Raw genomic sequence first — 19,055 nt, forward strand, 5'->3', positions numbered from 1 at the left:
GACGGGAGCGCGTCCGCACATACGGAATGAATGATTCCGGCGGGTGCCGCCGATACCTCCAATCGGGTTCTTCCGCGAAGTTCCAGGTCAGGCGGGGGCGGTCGCCGAGCTCCGGCCGTCAGGGGGCACGGCCACCGATTCGGTGGAGGACACACCTCGGGGTGAGGAGATCTCACACGAATGATGGATCACCGGTGGGCCGAATGATCCATACGCAGTGGATCACGCGTTCGGTCAACCGCGGCTGACCGCCGCCCCGGCTCAGGCGAGGGCGACCAGGTCCGCGTAGTCGGCACCCCACAGGTCCTCGACACCGTCCGGCAGCAGGATGATCCGCTCCGGCTGGAGCGCCTCGACCGCGCCCTCGTCGTGGGTGACGAGGACGACCGCGCCCTTGTAGGTGCGCAGGGCGCCGAGGATCTCCTCCCGGCTGGCCGGGTCGAGGTTGTTGGTCGGTTCGTCGAGGAGCAGCACGTTCGCCGACGAGACGACGAGGGTGGCGAGCGCCAGGCGGGTCTTCTCCCCGCCGGAGAGGACACCGGCCGGCTTGTCCACGTCGTCGCCGGAGAACAGGAACGAGCCGAGCACCTTGCGGACCTCGACGAGGTCCATGTCGGGCGCGGCGGAGCGCATGTTCTCCAGAACGGTGCGATCGGGGTCGAGGGTCTCGTGTTCCTGGGCGTAATAGCCGAGCTTGAGGCCGTGGCCGGGCACGACGGCACCGGTGTCGGGCTGCTCGACACCGCCCAGGAGCCGCAGCAGGGTGGTCTTGCCGGCGCCGTTGAGGCCGAGGATGACGACCCGGGAGCCCTTGTCGATGGCCAGGCTGACGTCGGTGAAGATCTCCAGGGAGCCGTACGACTTCGACAGGCCCTCGGCCATCAGCGGGGTCTTGCCGCAGGGCGAGGGCTCGGGGAAGCGCAGCTTGGCGACCTTGTCGGACTGGCGGACGTCCTCCAGTCCGGACAGCAGGCGCTCCGCACGGCGGGCCATGTTCTGCGCGGCGACCGTCTTGGTCGCCTTGGCGCGCATCTTGTCGGCCTGGGCGTTGAGCGCGGCGGCCTTCTTCTCCGCGTTCTGCCGCTCGCGCCGACGGCGCTTCTCGTCGGCCTCGCGCTGCTGCTGGTAGAGCTTCCAGCCCATGTTGTAGACGTCGATGGTGGCGCGGTTGGCGTCCAGGTAGAACACCTTGTTGACGACGGTCTCGACCAGGTCCACGTCGTGGGAGATGACGATGAAGCCGCCGCGGTAGGTCTTGAGGTAGTCGCGCAGCCAGACGATCGAGTCGGCGTCGAGGTGGTTGGTCGGCTCGTCGAGCAGCAGGGTGTCCGCGTCGGAGAACAGGATCCTGGCGAGCTCCACACGGCGCCGCTGACCGCCGGAGAGGGTGTGCAGGGGCTGGCCGAGCACGCGGTCGGGCAGGTTGAGCGCGGCGGCGATGGTGGCGGCCTCGGCCTCGGCGGCGTATCCGCCCTTGGTGAGGAACTCGGTCTCCTGGCGCTCGTACTGCTTGAGGGCCTTCTCCCGGGTGGCGCCCTGGCCGTTTGCGATGCGCTGCTCGTTGTCGCGCATCTTGCGGATCAGTACGTCGAGGCCGCGGGCGGAGAGGATGCGGTCGCGGGCGAGGACGTCGAGGTCGCCGGTGCGGGGGTCCTGCGGGAGGTAGCCGACCTCGCCGGAGCGGGTGACGTTGCCGGCGGCGGGGATGCCCTGGCCGGCGAGGACCTTGGTGAGCGTGGTCTTGCCCGCGCCGTTGCGGCCGACCAGGCCGATGCGGTCGCCCTTGGCGACGCGGAAGGTGGCGCTTTCGATGAGGACGCGGGCACCGGCGCGCAGCTCGATGCCGGAGGCGGAGATCACGGACAGACTCCAGGGCGGTGTGGGGTGGCGGTGGGCGGCTGAGGACGTTCCCGCCGTCTAATGCGCGAGGAGAATGGCCATGGGAGCCATTCTAACGGGGCGGTGCAAGCGCTTTTCCGCGCGCGGACGTCCCGGGGGGTGTCGGTCCCCGGTGTCAGACTGGGCGGCGGGGGGACATTCCGGTGCACGCGAGACACAGGGAAGTGATCGCCATGGCAGGCACGGGCAATGGGCGTCCCAGCGTCGTTCCGACGCTGTTGTACGGGGACGCCAAGGCGGCGATCCGGCAGCTCACGGAGGCCTTCGGCTTCACGGAGCTGTCGGTGTACGAGGGCGAGGACGGCACGGTGATGCACGCGGAGCTGGCGCACGGCAACGGCGTGGTGATGCTGGGCTCGACGGGCGGCGGCGGCGTGTTCGACACGGCGATGAAGGGCGCGGGTCCGGCCGGGGTGTACCTCGTCGTGGACGACGTCGACGCACACCACCGGCGCGCGGTGGAGCAGGGCGCGGAGATCCTCATGCCCCCGACGGACCAGGACTACGGTTCCCGGGACTACATGGCCCGGGACCTCGAGGGCAACGTCTGGAGCTTCGGCACGTACGCCCCGGAGACCGGGGCCTGAGTGCCCCGGGCCGGTGTCAGCCGCCGGTGTGGACCTGGAAGGCGGCCCGGCGGACCGCCTTGGCCAGGGCCGGGTCGGGGTGCGCGGCGGCGAGGGCGACCAGGACCTGCACGGTCCGCGGGTGGCCGACGGCGCGCACCTCGCTGAGCAGCGCGGGCACGGTCGGCTGCACCGCCGACTCCAGGTGCCTCACGAGCAGCGGGGCCTCGCCGTGGTCGGCGACGGCGGCGGCGGTGTCCACCCAGAGCCAGGTGGCCTCCTCGCGGGTGAGGACCTCGTGGGCGTCCTCGGGGTCGGCACCGTCGTGCTCGGCGAGCCACAGCAGGGCGTACGGCCGCAGCGCCGGCTCGTCGAGCACGGTACGGACCTCGGGCTCCGCGGGGGCGCCGACCACCCTCAGCGCCTCGAAGGCGAGGCCGCGCAGCAGGGCGTCCTCGCCCCGGGCGGCGTCGATCAGCTCGGTGACCGCGCTGCCCACAGGCCGGGCGGCGAGCCAGGCGCGGTATTCGGCGCGGGCCGCGTTGGGGCGGAGCCGGGCGCAGCCGCGCAGCATGTCCTCGGCGCCCTGTTCGATGTTCCCGGCGGGGCTCTGCGCGGCGACGCAGATCTGCTCCAGCTTGACCCACACCGCCCAGCTGCCCAGCGGAGTGAGCGTGGCCTGCCCGTCGCCGTAGGTGAGGGCACCGACGGAGGCGAGGGCGCGCAGCGCCCAGTCGAGCAGCGGCTCGAGCGGGGCGTCGGCGGCGGCCGGTCCGGCGAGCGCGGGACGGGGCCGCTGGAGTCCGGCGCCGGTGCCGGGCCGGTCCTCGAAGGCAGCTGACACCTCGTCGGCCCCCGGCGCGTAGTCGACCTCGCAGCGCTCCGTGCGCAGCTCGATGACGCGCTGCTGCAGGAGGTCGAGCAGCTGCGGCACGGGGACGGGGCCGGCGGACAACTGGAGGAAGGAGAGCACCTGCGGCATGGCCGTGACGACCTCGGCGACGGCGGCGGGCTCGTACTCCTCGGGCTCCGGGTGGGCGAGCGACCAGGCGTCGCAGAGGGCGACCCAGCCGCGCAGGACGGCGCCGTCGTCGCGGTCCCAGGCGCGCAGCCGCCAGCCGGGGCGGGCGGTGTCGCCGTGCACCTCGACGAGGCCGGCCAGGCGGGCGGTGTCCCAGTCGGCGCGGACCTGAGCGGGGGTCAGGCCCAGGGCCCGGGCCGCGCGTTCGGCGGACGCGTCGGAGAGGGTGGCCTTGCCGTCGGCTGTGGCGCCGTCCCGGCCGGGGCCGAGGGCGGAGTCGGCCCAGCGGGCGACGCGGGCCGCCGCGGCCAGACAGGAGCGCGCCATTCCGGCCAGCTCCGCCGGTGCGGGGGTGCCCTCCGGGGCCGGGGCGCGGGGCGGCGCGGGCGCCGCTGGTTGATCGCTGTGGGGGCGGCGGCCAGGGGTCGGGGGCGGACGAGTCGAAGCCTGGAGTCGCGCGGGATACGGGACGTCACGGATGCAGTCTCGCGGTTGACGGTCCGAAAACCCAAACGGAATGCCGGCGGGGGCCAGGGAACGCCCCGAAGACCGCGCCCGGATACGGAAGAAGGGAGCAAAACAGGCCACTGGAGGGGCTTTAAACGGAATCCTCGGGACCCGCTTCACATCAGGGGGGTGAGGAAGCGCCGCAGGGTCTCCTCGTACGCCTGCGGGTCCGCGTTCCACATGGCGGCGTGCGGAGCGCCCCTGACGGTGTGAAGGGTGATGGTGTTGGGGTGGGCGGCGGCGAGGCGGCGGGAGAACCGCCAGGGGGCCACCGTGTCGTCGGGACCGTGGAAGATCTGCGTGGGGACGGCGATGCGGTCCAGGTGGACGGCGCCGGGCCTGCGGTCCCCGTACAGTCCCGTGCGGCCCTGTGCGGCGCGGACGGCGAGGGGCAGCAGGGCGCCCGGGGTGCGGTGGGCGGCGGCGAGGGCGCGCAGGGTCGCCTCCCAGTTGAGCACCGGGGAGTCGAGGACGAGTCCGGCGACGCGTGCGCGTACGTCGGACCGGGCGGCGGCGCGCAGCGCCATGGTCGCGCCGCTGGACCAGCCGTACAGGACGACCTGCCGGGCGCCGGAGTCCACCGCGTGCCGGAGCACCGCGTCGAGATCGCGCCACTCGGTCTCGCCGAGGTGGTGGAGGCGGTCCGGGGAACTCGGCGCGCCCGGGTCGCCCCGGTGGGCGGGGGCGAGCACCGGGAAGCGGTGGCGGTGCAGGAACTCCATGACGTTCATGGTGTGTTCCCGGGTGGTGCCGAGTCCGTGGACGGCGATCACCCAGGTGTCCCGGTCGCCCGGCACGTGCCAGACGGGCAGCGGGCCGAGGTCGCCGGGTACGTCCAGACCGGTGAAGTCCAGACCGAGGGCGGTGCCGGGGTCGCCGGCGTGCACGGCCGGGGTGAACCAGGCCCGGTCGCCGGGTTCGAGGGTGCCGTACGTGACGCGTTCCAGCCGGCGTACGACCGTGTCGACGGGGGACGCGGTGCCGGACAGCACGGGCCCGACGACCGCGTGGAAGCCGTCACCGGCGAGACCGTGGCGGCCGGGCCGCAGCGCGGCGAGGTGCCGGGTGAGGGTGATCTGTCCGGCGGCCGTGGCGTGGACGGTGAGCACGGGTTCGGTCGGCAGGGGCCCGCCCGGCGGGATCCTGAGGGCGGCATCGCTGGCGAACCGGCCGGCGGCGACCGCGGCGGCGCCGGCCCCTATCACGGCGGTGACGGCAGCGGCCGTCGCTCTGACAGTGCGCACGCTCTCCAGTGTCATGTCGAACCGTGTACCCGGCCAGCGGACGGATGCGCTCAGCCCGGCTGCCCGTACCCCCGCAGGCGTTCGCCCACCTCCTCCACCTGCTCCGGGGTCAGCAGATGCGGGGACAGGCCGGGGACCGACGACGCGGTCAGCCAGACGCGGCACATCCACTCCAGCTGGGCGGTGCGGTCGTAGGCCCGGGCGAGGGTCGTTCCGTGGGTGACCGTGCCGTGGTTCCGCAGCAGGCACCCGGTGCGATCGTCGAGGGCCTCGAGCATGTTCGCGGCCAGTTCGTCGGTGCCGTACGTGGCGTAGCGGGCGACCCGGACGGGGCCGCCCAGCGCCGCGGCCATGTAGTGGATCAGCGGCAGTTCGTCGACGAGCGTGGAGACGGCCGTGGCGTGCACGGCGTGCGTGTGCACGACGGCACGCGCGCCGGTGGTGCGGTACACCGCGAGGTGCATGGGCAGCTCACTGGTCGGGACCAGCGTGCCGAGCACCTGCCGGCCGTCGAGGCCGACGCCCGTCACGTCGTCCGGCCCCAGCCGGTCGTACGGCACTCCCGACGGGGTGACCAGGATCGTCCCGCCGACCCGCACCGAGACGTTGCCCGAGGTCCCGACCACGAGCCCGTCGGCCACGCTCCGGCGCGCGGTCCGCACCAGCTCCGCCCAGGCGCGTGCCTCCCCCTCGGTGGCGCCCCCGGCGCGTGGGTCCCCGCCGCCCCGGGCGCCGCCCCCGGCGCCGTCCGCTCCCCGACCGTCCCATCGCTGCTCAGCCATGCCGTGATCGTGCCAGGCGGGCCACCGGCCGGAGGCGGAACCCCCGTGACCGACGTCTCCTCGACGGGGCCGCCCCGGTGTGCGGAGCCCGTACGGCGGCGGTCCCGCCATCCGGCGGAGCGCCCACCCCCTCTTACGGTCACCACGATGCCCATTCCAGTTCATCTTCCGTTCACCCTGGTTACCTACGTTCGACCAGCCAATGACCTCGAACGATTGCCTGGGTAAATGGAAAGCTTCTCGCTGATCCTCGCGATTGTGGTGGTAACCGCACTCGCGTTCGATTTCACGAACGGTTTCCACGACACCGCGAACGCGATGGCAACGACCATTTCGACCGGTGCGCTCAAGCCCAAGGTCGCGGTGGCCATGTCCGCCGTGCTGAACCTTGTCGGCGCATTCCTCTCGGTGGAGGTCGCCAACACGATCTCCAAGGGCCTCGTCGACGAGGCCGGCATCCGTCCCGAGGTCATCTTCGCCGCGTTGGTCGGCGCGATCCTCTGGAATCTCCTGACCTGGCTGGTCGGTCTGCCGTCCAGTTCCTCGCACGCCCTCATGGGCGGTCTGATCGGCGCGACCGTCGCCTCCGCCGGCTTCGGCGCGGTGCACGGCGACGTGCTCGTCACCAAGGTGCTGATCCCCGCGATCGCCGCCCCGCTGGTGGCCGGCCTCGCCGCGATGCTGGCGACCCGGCTCACCTACCGCATGGGCAGGAACGCCGACGGCAAGGCCTCCGAGAAGGGCTACCGCGCCGGGCAGATCGCCTCCGCCGGTCTGGTCTCCCTGGCCCACGGGACCAACGACGCCCAGAAGACGATGGGCATCATCACCCTGGCCCTGGTGGCCGGCGGCACCCTCGCCCCCGACTCGGACCCGCCGATGTGGGTCATCCTCTCGGCGGGCGTCGCCATCGCGCTCGGCACCTACCTCGGCGGCTGGCGCATCATCCGCACCATGGGCAAGGGCCTGACCGACCTCCAGCCGCAGCAGGGCTTCGCCGCCCAGACCAGCGCCGCGACGGTCATCCTGGCCTCCTCCCACCTCGGCTTCTCCCTCTCCACCACGCACTCCGTCTCCGGCTCCGTGATGGGCGCGGGCCTGGGCCGCAAGGGCGGAGTCGTCCGCTGGTCGACCGCCACCCGGATGTTCGTCGCCTGGGGTCTGACGCTGCCGGCGGCGGCCCTCGTCGCGGCGCTCGCCGAGTGGGTCTGCGGCTTCGGCGACTGGGGCACCGCCGTCGTGGCCGTCTTCCTGGTCGCCTCCAGCGCGGCCATCTGGAAGATCTCCCGGCGCGAGGTCATCGACCACACCAACGTCAACGACCACGAGGGCCCGGACGCGGAGCCGTCCGGCGTGGTGACGCAGGCGATGGCCGCGGTGACCCCGCCCCCGGCGGGCACCGTGACCGAGGAATTCGCGGCCACGATCCCCGCCCCCAACGACCCGGCGTCCCCGGCCAGGACCACCGTCTGACAGCGACGACCCGGAACGAAGGAAGAAGAGCACCATGAAGATCGACTGGGCGGCCCTCGGTTCCGTCTTCGGCGTCAGCCTCGTGGTCACCGTGGCCCTGGTGGCCCTGTTCACCCTCGGCATCACCGGCCTGTCCCGCCGCGAGCGGGCCGCCGCCCAGGGCCAGTCCGCGGCCCTGGCGGTCACCGGTGCCTACGCCTGCTTCGCGGCGTGCGCGGCGGCGGTGGGCTACGGGATCTACCTGATCATGGCCTGATCGCACATCGTCTCCGTCCGGCGGGCGGTGCGGGAGCTCCCGCACCGCCCGCCGGCGTGTGCGTCTGCGCCCGCGCGTTCACCCACCGGCGCCCCTCTGTGGGCCTCAGCACACTTCAGCCTCGCAGGTCAACGGCAAGTTGACGGCCCTTCGGGGGCCGTGGTGGACTGCCTCCGCCACTACGGCGGCAGGAGAGGAAGCCGGTGCGATTCCGGCGCGGTCCCGCCACTGTCACCGGGGAGAACACCCCGGGAGCCAGGAACTCTCACCGCCGGTCTCGTCGAACCAGGGCGTGGACACCCTGAGTGAGGACATATCGCCATGCGCGGCTGCCTGCCGAGGTCGACCAGCGACACCCCACCCCGCTCCGGGGCCGTTCCCCGCGGATCCGTCACCGGCTGAACCCATGGGTGCCGATCGCGTGTTCGCGTACGGCGCCGCCGCCGGCCTCCTCGGCGACCTGCTCCTCGGCGATCCCCGCCGCGGTCATCCGGTCGCCGCCTTCGGACGGGCCGCGGCTGCCGTGGAACGAGTCCTGTGGCGGGACGACCGGGGCCGGGGCGCCGTGCACACCGCCGTGTGCGTCGGCGGGACCGTCGCCCTCGGCGGTCTCGCCGCCCGGTGCGTACGCTCCTCCCCCGCCGCCTCCACCGCGCTGACCGCCGCGGCCACCTGGGCCGTCGTCGGCGGCACCTCGCTGGCCCGTGAGGCACGCGCCGTCGGGCGGGCGCTGGAGGCCGGGGACGTGGAGGCCGCCCGGGCCCGGCTGCCCCACCTGTGCGGCCGGGACCCGCAGGCGCTGGACGCGGACGGCATCGCCCGCGCGGTGGTCGAGTCGGTCGCCGAGAACACCTCCGACGCCGTGGTCGGCGCCCTGGTGTGGGGCGCCGTCGCCGGAGTGCCGGGACTGCTCGGCTTCCGGGCCGTCAACACCCTGGACGCCATGGTCGGCCACAAGTCCCCCCGCTACCGCCGGTACGGCTGGGCCTCGGCCCGCCTGGACGACGTCGCCGGCTGGCCGGGAGCGCGGCTGACCGCCGTACTCGCCGCGCTCTGCGGGCCGGACCCGCGCGGTGCCCTGCGGTCGTGGCGCGCGGACGCGGCGAAGCATCCGAGCCCCAACGCCGGCCCCGTGGAGGCGTCCTTCGCGGGCGCGCTCGGCGTGCGGCTCGGCGGGACCCTCTCCTACGGCGGGCGGGTCGAGCACCGGCCCGTCCTGGGCGGCGGCGGACGTGCCGTCGCCGTGTCCGACATCGACCGGGCGGTACGGCTCTCGCGGCGGGTCGGCTGGCTCGCGCTCGGGGCCGGCGTCCTCGCGCGGAGCGTCATGAAGGGACGCGGAGCATGAGCGGTGGAGGGCTGCTGGTCGCCGGGACCACCTCGGACGCCGGCAAGAGCGTGGTGACCGCCGGGATCTGCCGGTGGCTGGTGCGCCAGGGCGTCAAGGTCGCGCCGTTCAAGGCGCAGAACATGTCGCTGAACTCGTTCGTGACGCGGGAGGGCGCCGAGATCGGGCGGGCGCAGGCCATGCAGGCCCAGGCCTGCCGGGTCGAACCGACGGCGCTGATGAACCCGGTGCTGCTCAAGCCGGGCGGCGAGCGGTCCAGCCAGGTGGTGCTGCTGGGCAAGCCGGTCGGCGAGATGAGCGCACGCGGCTACCACGGCGGGCGGCAGCAGCGGCTGCTGGGCACGGTGCTGGACTGCCTGGAACGGTTGCGGGGCACGTATGACGCGGTGATCTGCGAGGGGGCCGGCAGCCCGGCCGAGATCAATCTGCGGCGCACCGACATCGTGAACATGGGGATCGCCCGGAACGCCGGGCTGCCGGTCCTCGTGGTCGGCGACATCGACCGGGGTGGCGTCTTCGCGTCCTTCTTCGGCACCGTCGCGCTGCTCTCCCCCGAGGACCAGGAACGGGTCGCCGGGTTCCTCGTGAACAAGTTCCGGGGCGACGTGTCGCTGCTGGAGCCGGGCCTCGACATGCTGCACGGCCTGACCGGGCGGCGGACCTACGGCGTGCTGCCGTTCCGCCACGGGCTCGGCATCGACGAGGAGGACGGACTCAGGGTGTCGCTGCGCGGCACCGTACGGGAGTCCGCGGTGGCCGCGCCGGTCGGTGAGGACGTGCTGCGGGTCGCCGTGTGCGCGGTGCCGCTGATGTCCAACTTCACCGACGTGGACGCCCTCGCCGCCGAACCCGGTGTCGTGGTGCGGTTCGTGGACCGGCCCGAGGAGCTGGCCGACGCCGACCTCGTCGTGGTGCCGGGCACGCGCGGGACCGTGCGCGCCCTGGAGTGGCTGCGGGAGCGCGGGCTGGCGGACGCGCTGAGGCGCCGGGCGGCCGAGGGGCGGCCCGTGCTCGGCATCTGCGGGGGCTACCAGATCCTCGGCGAGCACATCGAGGACGACGTGGAGAGCCGCCGGGGTCACGTGGACGGCCTCGGGGTGCTGCCCGTGCGGGTGCGGTTCGCACGGGAGAAGACCCTCACGCGTCCGTCGGGCGAAGCCCTCGGGGAGGCCGTCGAGGGGTACGAGATCCATCACGGGGTCGCCGAAGTCCTCGGTGGTGACCCCTTCCTGGACGGCTGCCGGGTCGGGCAGACCTGGGGGACGCACTGGCACGGCTCGCTGGAGTCGGACGGTTTCCGGCGCGCCTTCCTGCGCGAGGTGGCCGCCGCCGCGGGCCGCCGCTTCGTCCCTGCCCCCGGCACCTCGTTCGCCGCGCTGCGCGAGGAGCAGCTCGACCGGCTCGGCGATCTGATCGAACAGCACGCGGACACGGACGCGCTGTGGCGGCTCATCGAGTCCGGCGCGCCGCAAGGACTGCCCTTCATCCCACCGGGAGCGCCCGCATGAGCACTGTGTTGTTGTTGTCGACCGCCGACACGGACCTGCTGGCGGCCCGCGCCTCCGGTGCCGCCTACCGGATCGGCAACCCGACCCGCGTGGACGTGGCGGAGGAACTGCCCGCGCTGCTCGACGGCGCGGACCTCGCCGTCGTACGACTGCTGGGCGGCAGGCGCGCCTGGGAGGACGGACTCGCGGCGCTGAAGGCACGCGGGATCCCGGCCGTGCTGCTCGGCGGGGAGGCCGTGCCCGACGCCGAGCTGATGGCCGAGTCGACGGTGCCCGCCGGGGTGGTGGCCCAGGCGCTGCGGTACCTCGTGGAGGGCGGCCCGGAGAACCTGACCGAGCTGGCCCGGTTCCTGTCGGACACCGTGCTGCTGACCGGCGAGGGTTTCGAGGAGCCCCGGAAGATGCCGGAGTACGGCGTCCACGGCGCGCGTGCCCTGGAACACGGCCGCCCGACGGTCGGCGTGCTCTTCTACCGGGCGCACGAACTGAGCGGCAACACCGCCTTCGTGGACACGCTGTGCGACGCGATCGAGGCACGGGGCGCCAACGCCCTGCCCGTCTACTGCGGTTCGCTGCGCGGCGCCGACGCGGGCCTGTACGAGCTGCTGGCCAAGGCCGACACCCTCGTCGCGACCGTGCTCGCGGCCGGCGGCACGCACGCCTCGCAGGCGTCGGCGGGCGGGGACGAGGAGGCGTGGGACGTCGGGGTGCTGGCCGACCTGGACGTGCCGGTGCTGCAGGGACTCTGCCTGACCTCCTCACGCGCCGCCTGGGAGGAGTCCGACGCCGCGCTGTCCCCCATGGACGCGGCGATGCAGGTCGCCATCCCGGAGTTCGACGGCCGGCTGATCACGGTGCCCTTCTCCTTCAAGGAGCAGGGCCCGGACGACGTCCCGGTGTACGTCGCCGACCCGGAGCGGGCGGCGCGGGTGGCCGGGATCGCCGTACGGCACGCCCGGCTCGGGCACAGGCCGAACGCCGAGAAGAAGCTCGCGCTGGTCTTCACCGCGTACCCGACGAAGCACTCGCGGGTCGGCAACGCGGTCGGCCTGGACACCCCGGCGTCCGCGGTGCGGGTGCTGGACGCACTGCGGGACGCCGGGTACTCCCTGACCGAATACCCCGGCGACGGCGACGCGCTGATCCACCGGCTCATCGAGGCCGGCGGGCACGACGTCGAGTGGCTGACCGAGGAGCAGCTGGCCGCCGCGCCCGCGCGGGTGCCGCTGGCGGACTACCGGGCCTGGTTCGAGAAGCTGGACCCGGGGCTGCGGGAGGGGATGCGTGAGGCGTGGGGCGAGCCGCCGGGGTCGCTGTACGTCGACGGGGACGACATCGTGCTGGCGTCCCTGCGGTTCGGCAACGTCGTCGTCATGATCCAGCCGCCGCGCGGCTTCGGGGAGAACCCGATCGCGATCTACCACGACCCCGACATGCCGCCGTCGCACCACTACATGGCGGCCTACCGGTGGCTGGAGAACAGTTTCGGCGCCGACGCGATCGTGCACATGGGCAAGCACGGCACGATGGAGTGGCTGCCGGGCAAGGGCCTGGGGCTGGGCGCCGGGTGCGCGCCGGACGCGGTCCTCGGCGACCTGCCGCTGATCTACCCGTTCATCGTGAACGACCCCGGCGAGGGGACACAGGCCAAGCGGCGCGGGCACGCCACGGTGGTCGATCACCTGGTGCCGCCGATGGCACGGGCCGACACCTACGGCGACCTGGCCAAGCTGGAACAGCTCCTCGACGAGTACGCGCTCGTCTCCGACCTGGACCCGGCGAAGGCACCGGCGGTGCGCGCGCAGATCTGGACGCTGGTCAAGGCCGCCGAGCTCCACCACGACCTGCACGTGGACGACCAGCCGGACGACGACGCCTTCGACGAGTTCGTCATGCACATCGACGGCTATCTGTGCGAGATCAAGGACGTGCAGATCAGGGACGGCCTGCACGTCCTCGGCGGCGGCCCGGTCGGCGAGCCGCGCGTGAACCTCGTCCTGGCGGTGCTGCGCGCCTCGCAGGTGTGGGGCGGGCGGGCGAACGCGCTGCCGGGCCTGCGGGCCGCGCTGGCCGCGCACTTCGGGCTGGTGGAGAAGGACCTGCTGGCCGAGCCGGGCGCGCCGGTGAAGGCGCCGGTGGAGCTGACGGACCTGGTGGACGGCCCGGCGCGTACGGGCGCCGACCTCATCGACCTGCTGGAGCAGCTGTGCCGGCGGTTCGCGGAGGGGATGGAGGAACGCGGCTGGGCGGCCGACGCGGTCCCGTCGCTGGTACGGGAGGTGCTGGGCACGGAACTCCCGGACGCGGTAGCCGTGTTGCGGTTCGCCTGCGAGGAGGTCGTGCCCCGGCTGGCCCGGACGACGGACGAGATCGGGCACATCCTGCGGGCGCTGGACGGCGGCTACGTCCCGGCGGGACCGTCCGGCTCGCCCACGCGCGGGCTGGTCAACGTGCTGCCGACCGGGAGGAACTTCTACTCCGTCGACCCCAAGGCGATCCCCTCGCGGCTGAGCTGGGAGGTGGGGCAGTCCCTGGCGGACTCGCTGGTGCAGCGCTACCTGCGGGACACGGGCGCGTACCCGAAGTCCGTCGGACTGACGGTGTGGGGCACGTCCGCGATGCGCACCCAGGGCGACGACATCGCCGAGATCCTGGCGCTGCTCGGCTGCCGTCCGGTGTGGGACGACGCGTCGCGGCGCGTGACCGGGTTCGAGGTGATCGGCCCGGAGGAGCTCGGACGGCCGCGCATCGACGTCACGGTGCGCATCTCCGGGTTCTTCCGGGACGCGTTCCCGCACGTGGTCGGGCTGATCGACGACGCGGTGCGGGCGGTGGCGGAGCTGGACGAGCCCGCGGAGTCCAACTACGTGCGGGCGCACGCCGACGAGGACACCGCCGGGCACGGCGACCGGCGGCGGGCCACCGCACGCATCTTCGGCTCGAAGCCGGGGGCGTACGGTGCCGGTCTGCTGCCGCTGATCGACGCGCGGAACTGGCGCAGCGACGCGGACCTCGCCGAGGTGTACGCGGTCTGGGGCGGCTACGCCTACGGGCGCGGGCTCGACGGGCGGGCCGCGCGTGGCGACATGGAGACGGCGTTCCGGCGGATCGCGGTGGCGGCGAAGAACGTCGACACGCGCGAGCACGACCTCGTCGACGCCGACGACTACTTCCAGTACCACGGCGGCATGGTGGCCATGGTGCGGCACCTGACGGGTGCCAGCCCCGAGGCGTACGTGGGCGACTCGGCCACACCGGACCAGGTGAGGACCCGCACGCTCGGCGAGGAGACTCACCGCGTCTTCCGGGCCCGCGTCGTCAACCCCCGCTGGATGGCGGCGATGCGGCGCCACGGCTACAAGGGCGCCTTCGAGATGGCGGCGACCGTGGACTACCTCTTCGGGTACGACGCCACGGCCGGGGTCGTGGACGACTGGATGTACGAGCGGCTCAGCGCGGAGTACGTCTTCGACGCGGAGAACCGGGACTTCATGAAGAAGTCCAACCCGTGGGCGCTGCGCGGCATCACCGAGCGGCTGCTCGAGGCCGCCGACCGCGGGCTGTGGGCCGAGCCCGACGCGGACACGCTGGAGCGGCTGCGCGCCACCTACCTCGAACTCGAAGGCGACCTGGAGGGCGACGACCAGTGACCACCCCCTTTCCGTTCACGGCCGTCGTCGGGCAGGACGACCTGCGGCTCGCGCTGCTGCTGAACGCCGTCTCCCCCGCGGTCGGCGGGGTGCTGGTGCGCGGCGAGAAGGGCACGGCGAAGTCCACGGCGGTGCGCGCGCTCTCGGCGCTGCTGCCGGAGGTCTCCGTGGTGCCCGGCTGCCGTTTCTCCTGCGACCCCGCGGCCCCGGACCCCGGCTGCCCGGACGGTCCGCACGAGGGCGGCGGCGGTGCCGCGCGGCCCGCCCGCATGGTCGAGCTGCCCGTGGGCGCCTCCGAGGACCGGCTGGTCGGTGCGCTCGACATCGAGCGGGCGCTGGCGGAGGGCGTGAAGGCGTTCGAGCCGGGGCTGCTGGCCGACGCGCACCGGGGGATCCTGTACGTCGACGAGGTCAACCTCCTCCACGACCACCTGGTCGACCTGCTGCTGGACGCCGCGGCGATGGGCGCCTCGTACGTCGAGCGCGAGGGCGTCTCCGTACGGCACGCGGCGCGGTTCCTGCTGGTCGGGACGATGAATCCCGAGGAGGGCGAGCTGCGGCCGCAGCTCCTCGACCGGTTCGGGCTGACCGTCGAGGTGGCCGCCTCGCGCGAACCCGACCAGCGGGTGGAGGTCGTACGGCGGCGGCTGGCGTACGACGACGACCCCGCCGCCTTCGCCGCCCGGTGGGCCGACGAGGAGACCGCCGTACGGGCGCGGATCGTGGCGGCGCGGGAGCTGTTGCCGTCGGTGCGGCTCGGGGACGGGGCGCTGCGGCAGATCGCGGCGACCTGCGCGGCGTTCGAGGTGGACGGCATGCGGGCCGACATCGTGATGGCGCGCACGGCGACCGCGCTGGCGGCCTGGGCGGGGCGGACGGACGTGCTCGCCGAGGACGTGCGGCAGGCCGCCCTGCTGGCCCTCCCCCACCGGCGCAGGCGCAACCCCTTCGACGCGCCGGGCCTCGACGAGGACAGGCTCGACGAGACGCTGGAGGAGTTCGGGGGCGACGACGGCCCCGACACCGATCCGGACGGGCCCGAAGGGGGTGGCGGGCAGCCGCCCGCGGAAGGCCCTGAGGGCCCGCAGGGCGGTGGTGACGCGGGGGCGCCGGCCGAGGCCGGGGAGGCCGGGGAAGCCGGGGAGGCCGAGCGGTCCCCGGGGGCCGGCTCGGGTGAGCGGTCCCCGGTGGGTGCCGCCGAGCCCTTCCGCACGAAGGTGCTGAGCGTTCCCGGGATCGGTGAGGGTGCCGCCGGGCGGCGGTCACGGGCGCGGACCGAGCACGGGCGGACGACGGGCGCACGACGGCCCGGCGGTGCGCTGACGAAGCTGCACCTGGCGGCGACCGTGCGGGCGGCGGCTCCGCACCAGCGGGCGCGGGGCCGGTCCGGGCCGGGGCTGGTGGTGCGCCGGGACGATCTGCGGCAGGCCACGCGTGAGGGGCGTGAGTCGAACCTCGTGCTGTTCGTCGTGGACGCCTCTGGGTCGATGGCGGCGCGGCAGCGGATGGGCGCCGTGAAGGGCGCCGTGGTGTCGCTGCTGCTCGACGCCTACCAGCGGCGGGACAAGGTGGGTCTGGTGACCTTCCGGGGGTCGGCGGCCGATGTCGCCCTGCCGCCCACGTCGTCGGTGGACGCGGCGGCGGCCCGGCTGGAGTCGTTGCCGACCGGCGGACGCACCCCGCTGGCGGCGGGGCTGCTCAAGGCGCACGACGTGCTGCGGGTGGAGCGGCTGCGCGATCCGGCGCGGCGGCCGCTGGTGGTCGTGGTGACGGACGGGCGGGCGACGGGTGGGCCGGAGCCGGTCGCGCTGTCCTCGCGCGCGGCGCGGCTGTTCGCGGCCGAGGGGATCGCGTCGGTGGTCGTGGACTGCGAGTCGGGGCCGGTGCGGCTGGGGCTCGCCGGCCGGCTGGCCGGCGAGCTGGGCGGCGGTGCCGTGACGCTGGACGAGCTGCGGGCCGACTCGATCGCCGGGCTGGTCAGGGATGTGCAGGGGACGTCGAGGAGGGCCGCGTAGTGCCGAAGGGACAGCCGAGTGTCGTACCGGACGACGGTCTGACGACGCGTCAGCGGCGTAATCGCCCGCTGGTCGTCGTGCACACGGGCGTCGGCAAGGGGAAGTCGACCGCCGCGTTCGGCCTCGCCCTGCGGGCCTGGAACCAGGGATGGCCGATCGGTGTGTTCCAGTTCGTCAAGTCGGCGAAGTGGAAGGTCGGCGAGGAGAACGCGCTGCGGGTGCTCGGCGCCTCCGGTGAGGGCGGGACCGTCGACTGGCACAAGATGGGCGAGGGGTGGTCCTGGGTCCAGCGCGACGCGCAGATGGACAACGAGGAGAAGGCCCGGGAGGGCTGGGAGCAGGTCAAGCGGGATCTCGCCGCCGAGACCTACAAGCTGTACGTGCTCGACGAGTTCGCCTACCCGATGCACTGGGGGTGGGTCGACACCGACGAGGTGGTGTCCGTACTGCGGGAGCGGCCGGGGACGCAGCACGTGGTGATCACGGGGCGGAACGCGCCCGGGAAGCTCGTCGAGGTCGCCGACCTCGTCACCGACATGTCCAAGGTCAAGCACCCGATGGACGCCGGGCAGAAGGGGCAGAGGGGCATCGAGTGGTGAGCTCCGTTCCCCGGCTGGTGATCGCCGCGCCGTCGTCGGGCAGCGGCAAGACCACCGTCGCCACGGGCTTGATGGCCGCGCTGTCCGCGCGGGGGTTCGCCGTGTCCCCGCACAAGGTGGGGCCCGACTACATCGATCCCGGGTACCACGCGCTCGCCACCGGGCGGGTGGGGCGGAACCTCGACGCGTACCTGTGCGGGCCGGAGCTGGTCGCCCCGCTGTTCGCGCACGGTGCGCGGGGGTGCGACATCGCCGTGGTCGAGGGGGTGATGGGGCTGTACGACGGGGCCGCCGGTGAGGGCGAGCTGGCGTCCACCGCACAGGTGGCGAAGCTGCTGCGGGCGCCCGTCGTGCTCGTCGTGGACGCGTCGTCGCAGTCGCGGTCGGTGGCGGCGCTGGTGCACGGGTTCGTGAGCTGGGATCCGGAGGTGCGGGTCGCAGGGGTGATCCTGAACAAGGTCGCCTCGGACCGGCACGAGGGGTTGGTGCGGGAGGCGCTGGACTCCGTCGGGGTGCCGGTGCTGGGGGTGTTGCGGCGGGCCGCCCGGGTCGAGACGCCGTCCCGGCATCTGGGGCTGGTGCCGGTCGCCGAGCGGGGCGCCTTGGCGGTCGAGGCTGTTGCCGCGATGGCCGCGCAGGTGGCCGACGGGTGTGATCTGCCGGCGCTGGTCGCGCTGGCGCGGAGTGCGGGTCCCTTGGCGGGTGCGGCGTGGGACGCGGGTGAGGCCTTGGCCTCCTCGCCCCCGCCGCCCCTTCCCGTCCCGGCCCCGGGGGCGCTGCCCCCGGACCCCCGTTCGGCCCTGGACGGGCCTCGTCCTCAAGCGCCGGACGGGCTGGGAGACGCCGGGCGGGGTGTGAGGGTTGCCGTCGCGGGTGGGAGCGCCTTCACCTTCTCGTACGCCGAGCACGCCGAGTTGCTGACCGCTGCCGGGGCCGAGGTCGTCACCTTCGATCCGTTGCGTGACGAGGAGTTGCCCGAGGGGACGGCCGGGCTGGTCGTCGGCGGAGGGTTCCCCGAGGTGTACGCCTCCGAGCTGTCCGCCAACGAGGCGCTGCGCGAGGCCGTTGCCCAACTCGCCCTCGGCGGGGCACCCGTGGCGGCCGAGTGCGCCGGGTTGCTGTATCTGTGCCGGGAGCTCGACGGGCTGCCCCTGTGCGGGGTGCTGGACGCCTCCGCGCGGATGTCGGGGCGGCTGACCCTGGGTTACCGGGACGCGGTGGCCGTGAACGACAGCGTGCTGGCGCCCGCCGGTACGCGGATGCGGGGACACGAGTTCCACCGGACCGTCGTCGAACCGGGGGCCGGGGACCGGCCCGCCTGGGGGACGCGGATGCCGGAGCGACGTGTCGAGGGATTCGTACAGCGCGGTGTGCACGCGAGCTATCTGCACACGCACTGGGCGTCCGAGCCCGGTGTCGCCCGTCGGTTCGTGGAGAGGTGCCGGACGTCATGAGCAGCAGGCTGATCGGGGTCGGGGTGGGGCCCGGGGATCCGGAGCTGGTGACCGTCAAGGGGGTCAACGCGCTGCGGGCCGCGGACGTCGTCGTCGTACCGGTCATGGACACGGGTGAGCGCGGGCGGGCCGAGGCGACCGTGCTGCACTACGTGGACGCCGGGAAGGTCGTCCGGGTGGTGTTCGCGCTGAACGAGCGGACCGACCGGGCGCGCCGTGAGGCGGCCTGGGACACCGCCGGCGGGCGGGTCGTGGAACTGCTGCGGGAGCGCGGGACCGTCGCCTTCGCGACGATCGGGGATCCCAACGTGTACTCGACGTTCACGTATCTCGCCCAGACCGTCACCGAGTCCGTGCCGGGCACGGTCGTCGAGACCGTGCCCGGGATCACCGCGATGCAGGACCTCGCGGCGCGTTCCGGGGCGGTGCTGGCCGAGGGGACCGAGCCGCTCACACTGGTGCCGGTGACCGCCGGGGCCGCCGTGCTCAAGGACGCCCTGGCCGGGCCTGGGACCGTCGTCGCGTACAAGTTCGGGCGGCAGGCCGGTGAGGTCGCCGAGGCGCTGCGGGAGACCGGGCGGATGGAGGACGCGGTGTGGGGGTCGGCGCTCGGGCTGCCGGAGGAGTCGGTGCGGCCGGCCGCGGAGCTCGGCGGGACACCACTGCCGTACCTGTCGACGCTCATCGCGCCGCCGCGGCGCGACGGCGGGCGGGGCGGCAAACTGTGAACCGG

14 protein-coding genes and 1 riboswitch are annotated in these 19,055 nt (G+C 73.8%); of the genes, 10 read left to right on the forward strand and 4 right to left on the reverse strand.

The genetic code is table 11. The annotated features are described in order from the left end of the window. Window positions 1-261: 261 nt before the first annotated feature. Complete coding sequence (locus BU52_RS24335) at window positions 262-1,860, reverse strand: ABC-F family ATP-binding cassette domain-containing protein (protein WP_037937995.1); 1,599 nt, start codon at window positions 1,858-1,860, stop codon at window positions 262-264. Between the two features lie 212 nt (window positions 1,861-2,072). Between BU52_RS24335 and BU52_RS24340 the strand changes: the two genes are divergently transcribed. Next, window positions 2,073-2,486: a VOC family protein gene (locus BU52_RS24340; RefSeq protein WP_037937997.1), complete on the forward strand. Its 414-nt coding sequence runs from the start codon at window positions 2,073-2,075 to the stop codon at window positions 2,484-2,486. A gap of 16 nt (window positions 2,487-2,502) precedes the next feature. On the opposite strand, the gene BU52_RS24345 is transcribed toward BU52_RS24340, so the two are convergent. From BU52_RS24345 to BU52_RS24355, 3 genes are all read right to left on the reverse strand, one after another. After that, window positions 2,503-3,813, reverse strand: a complete 1,311-nt coding sequence (locus BU52_RS24345) for a hypothetical protein (protein ID WP_037937998.1) — start codon at window positions 3,811-3,813, stop codon at window positions 2,503-2,505. 296 nt (window positions 3,814-4,109) lie between these two features. Then, window positions 4,110-5,237 carry an alpha/beta hydrolase gene (locus BU52_RS24350; RefSeq protein WP_037938091.1) on the reverse strand — a complete coding sequence of 376 codons (1,128 nt, stop codon included), beginning with the start codon at window positions 5,235-5,237 and terminating at the stop codon, window positions 4,110-4,112. 50 nt (window positions 5,238-5,287) lie between these two features. Continuing rightward, complete coding sequence (locus BU52_RS24355; RefSeq protein WP_037937999.1) at window positions 5,288-6,019, reverse strand: class II aldolase/adducin family protein; 732 nt, start codon at window positions 6,017-6,019, stop codon at window positions 5,288-5,290. 228 nt (window positions 6,020-6,247) lie between these two features. Here BU52_RS24355 and BU52_RS24360 point away from each other — a divergent pair, with 228 nt between their 5' ends. From BU52_RS24360 to cobI, 9 genes are all read left to right on the forward strand, one after another. Then, window positions 6,248-7,492: an inorganic phosphate transporter gene (locus tag BU52_RS24360; protein WP_037938006.1), complete on the forward strand. Its 1,245-nt coding sequence runs from the start codon at window positions 6,248-6,250 to the stop codon at window positions 7,490-7,492. Window positions 7,493-7,526: 34 nt separating this feature from the next. Further along, window positions 7,527-7,748 (forward strand): hypothetical protein, encoded by a 222-nt coding sequence (locus BU52_RS24365; protein ID WP_037938007.1) that lies wholly within the window; start codon window positions 7,527-7,529, stop codon window positions 7,746-7,748. 146 nt (window positions 7,749-7,894) lie between these two features. Further along, window positions 7,895-8,032: riboswitch (cobalamin riboswitch) on the forward strand. Window positions 8,033-8,154: 122 nt separating this feature from the next. Then, window positions 8,155-9,096, forward strand: a complete 942-nt coding sequence (locus BU52_RS24370) for a cobalamin biosynthesis protein (RefSeq protein WP_037938009.1) — start codon at window positions 8,155-8,157, stop codon at window positions 9,094-9,096. After that, a complete protein-coding gene (locus tag BU52_RS24375) occupies window positions 9,093-10,604 on the forward strand; it encodes a cobyric acid synthase (RefSeq protein ID WP_037938010.1) in 1,512 nt (503 codons plus the stop codon). Before BU52_RS24370 ends, BU52_RS24375 begins: the two co-directional genes overlap by 4 nt. After that, window positions 10,601-14,254, forward strand: coding sequence for a cobaltochelatase subunit CobN (cobN, locus tag BU52_RS24380; protein WP_037938012.1), 3,654 nt, complete (start codon window positions 10,601-10,603; stop codon window positions 14,252-14,254). The genes BU52_RS24375 and cobN overlap by 4 nt, the downstream gene beginning before the upstream one ends. Continuing rightward, complete coding sequence (locus BU52_RS24385) at window positions 14,251-16,269, forward strand: putative cobaltochelatase (protein ID WP_037938014.1); 2,019 nt, start codon at window positions 14,251-14,253, stop codon at window positions 16,267-16,269. The genes cobN and BU52_RS24385 overlap by 4 nt, the downstream gene beginning before the upstream one ends. Next, on the forward strand, window positions 16,269-16,868 hold the full coding sequence (gene cobO / locus BU52_RS24390) for a cob(I)yrinic acid a,c-diamide adenosyltransferase (protein WP_037938016.1): 600 nt from the start codon (window positions 16,269-16,271) through the stop codon (window positions 16,866-16,868). The genes BU52_RS24385 and cobO overlap by 1 nt, the downstream gene beginning before the upstream one ends. Next, window positions 16,862-18,322, forward strand: coding sequence for a cobyrinate a,c-diamide synthase (locus BU52_RS24395; protein ID WP_037938017.1), 1,461 nt, complete (start codon window positions 16,862-16,864; stop codon window positions 18,320-18,322). Before cobO ends, BU52_RS24395 begins: the two co-directional genes overlap by 7 nt. Beyond that, window positions 18,319-19,050, forward strand: coding sequence for a precorrin-2 C(20)-methyltransferase (gene cobI, locus BU52_RS24400; RefSeq protein ID WP_037938097.1), 732 nt, complete (start codon window positions 18,319-18,321; stop codon window positions 19,048-19,050). The genes BU52_RS24395 and cobI overlap by 4 nt, the downstream gene beginning before the upstream one ends. Window positions 19,051-19,055 lie beyond the last annotated feature (5 nt).

The organism is Streptomyces toyocaensis, from assembly GCF_000725125.1.
Lineage (GTDB): Bacteria > Actinomycetota > Actinomycetes > Streptomycetales > Streptomycetaceae > Streptomyces > Streptomyces toyocaensis.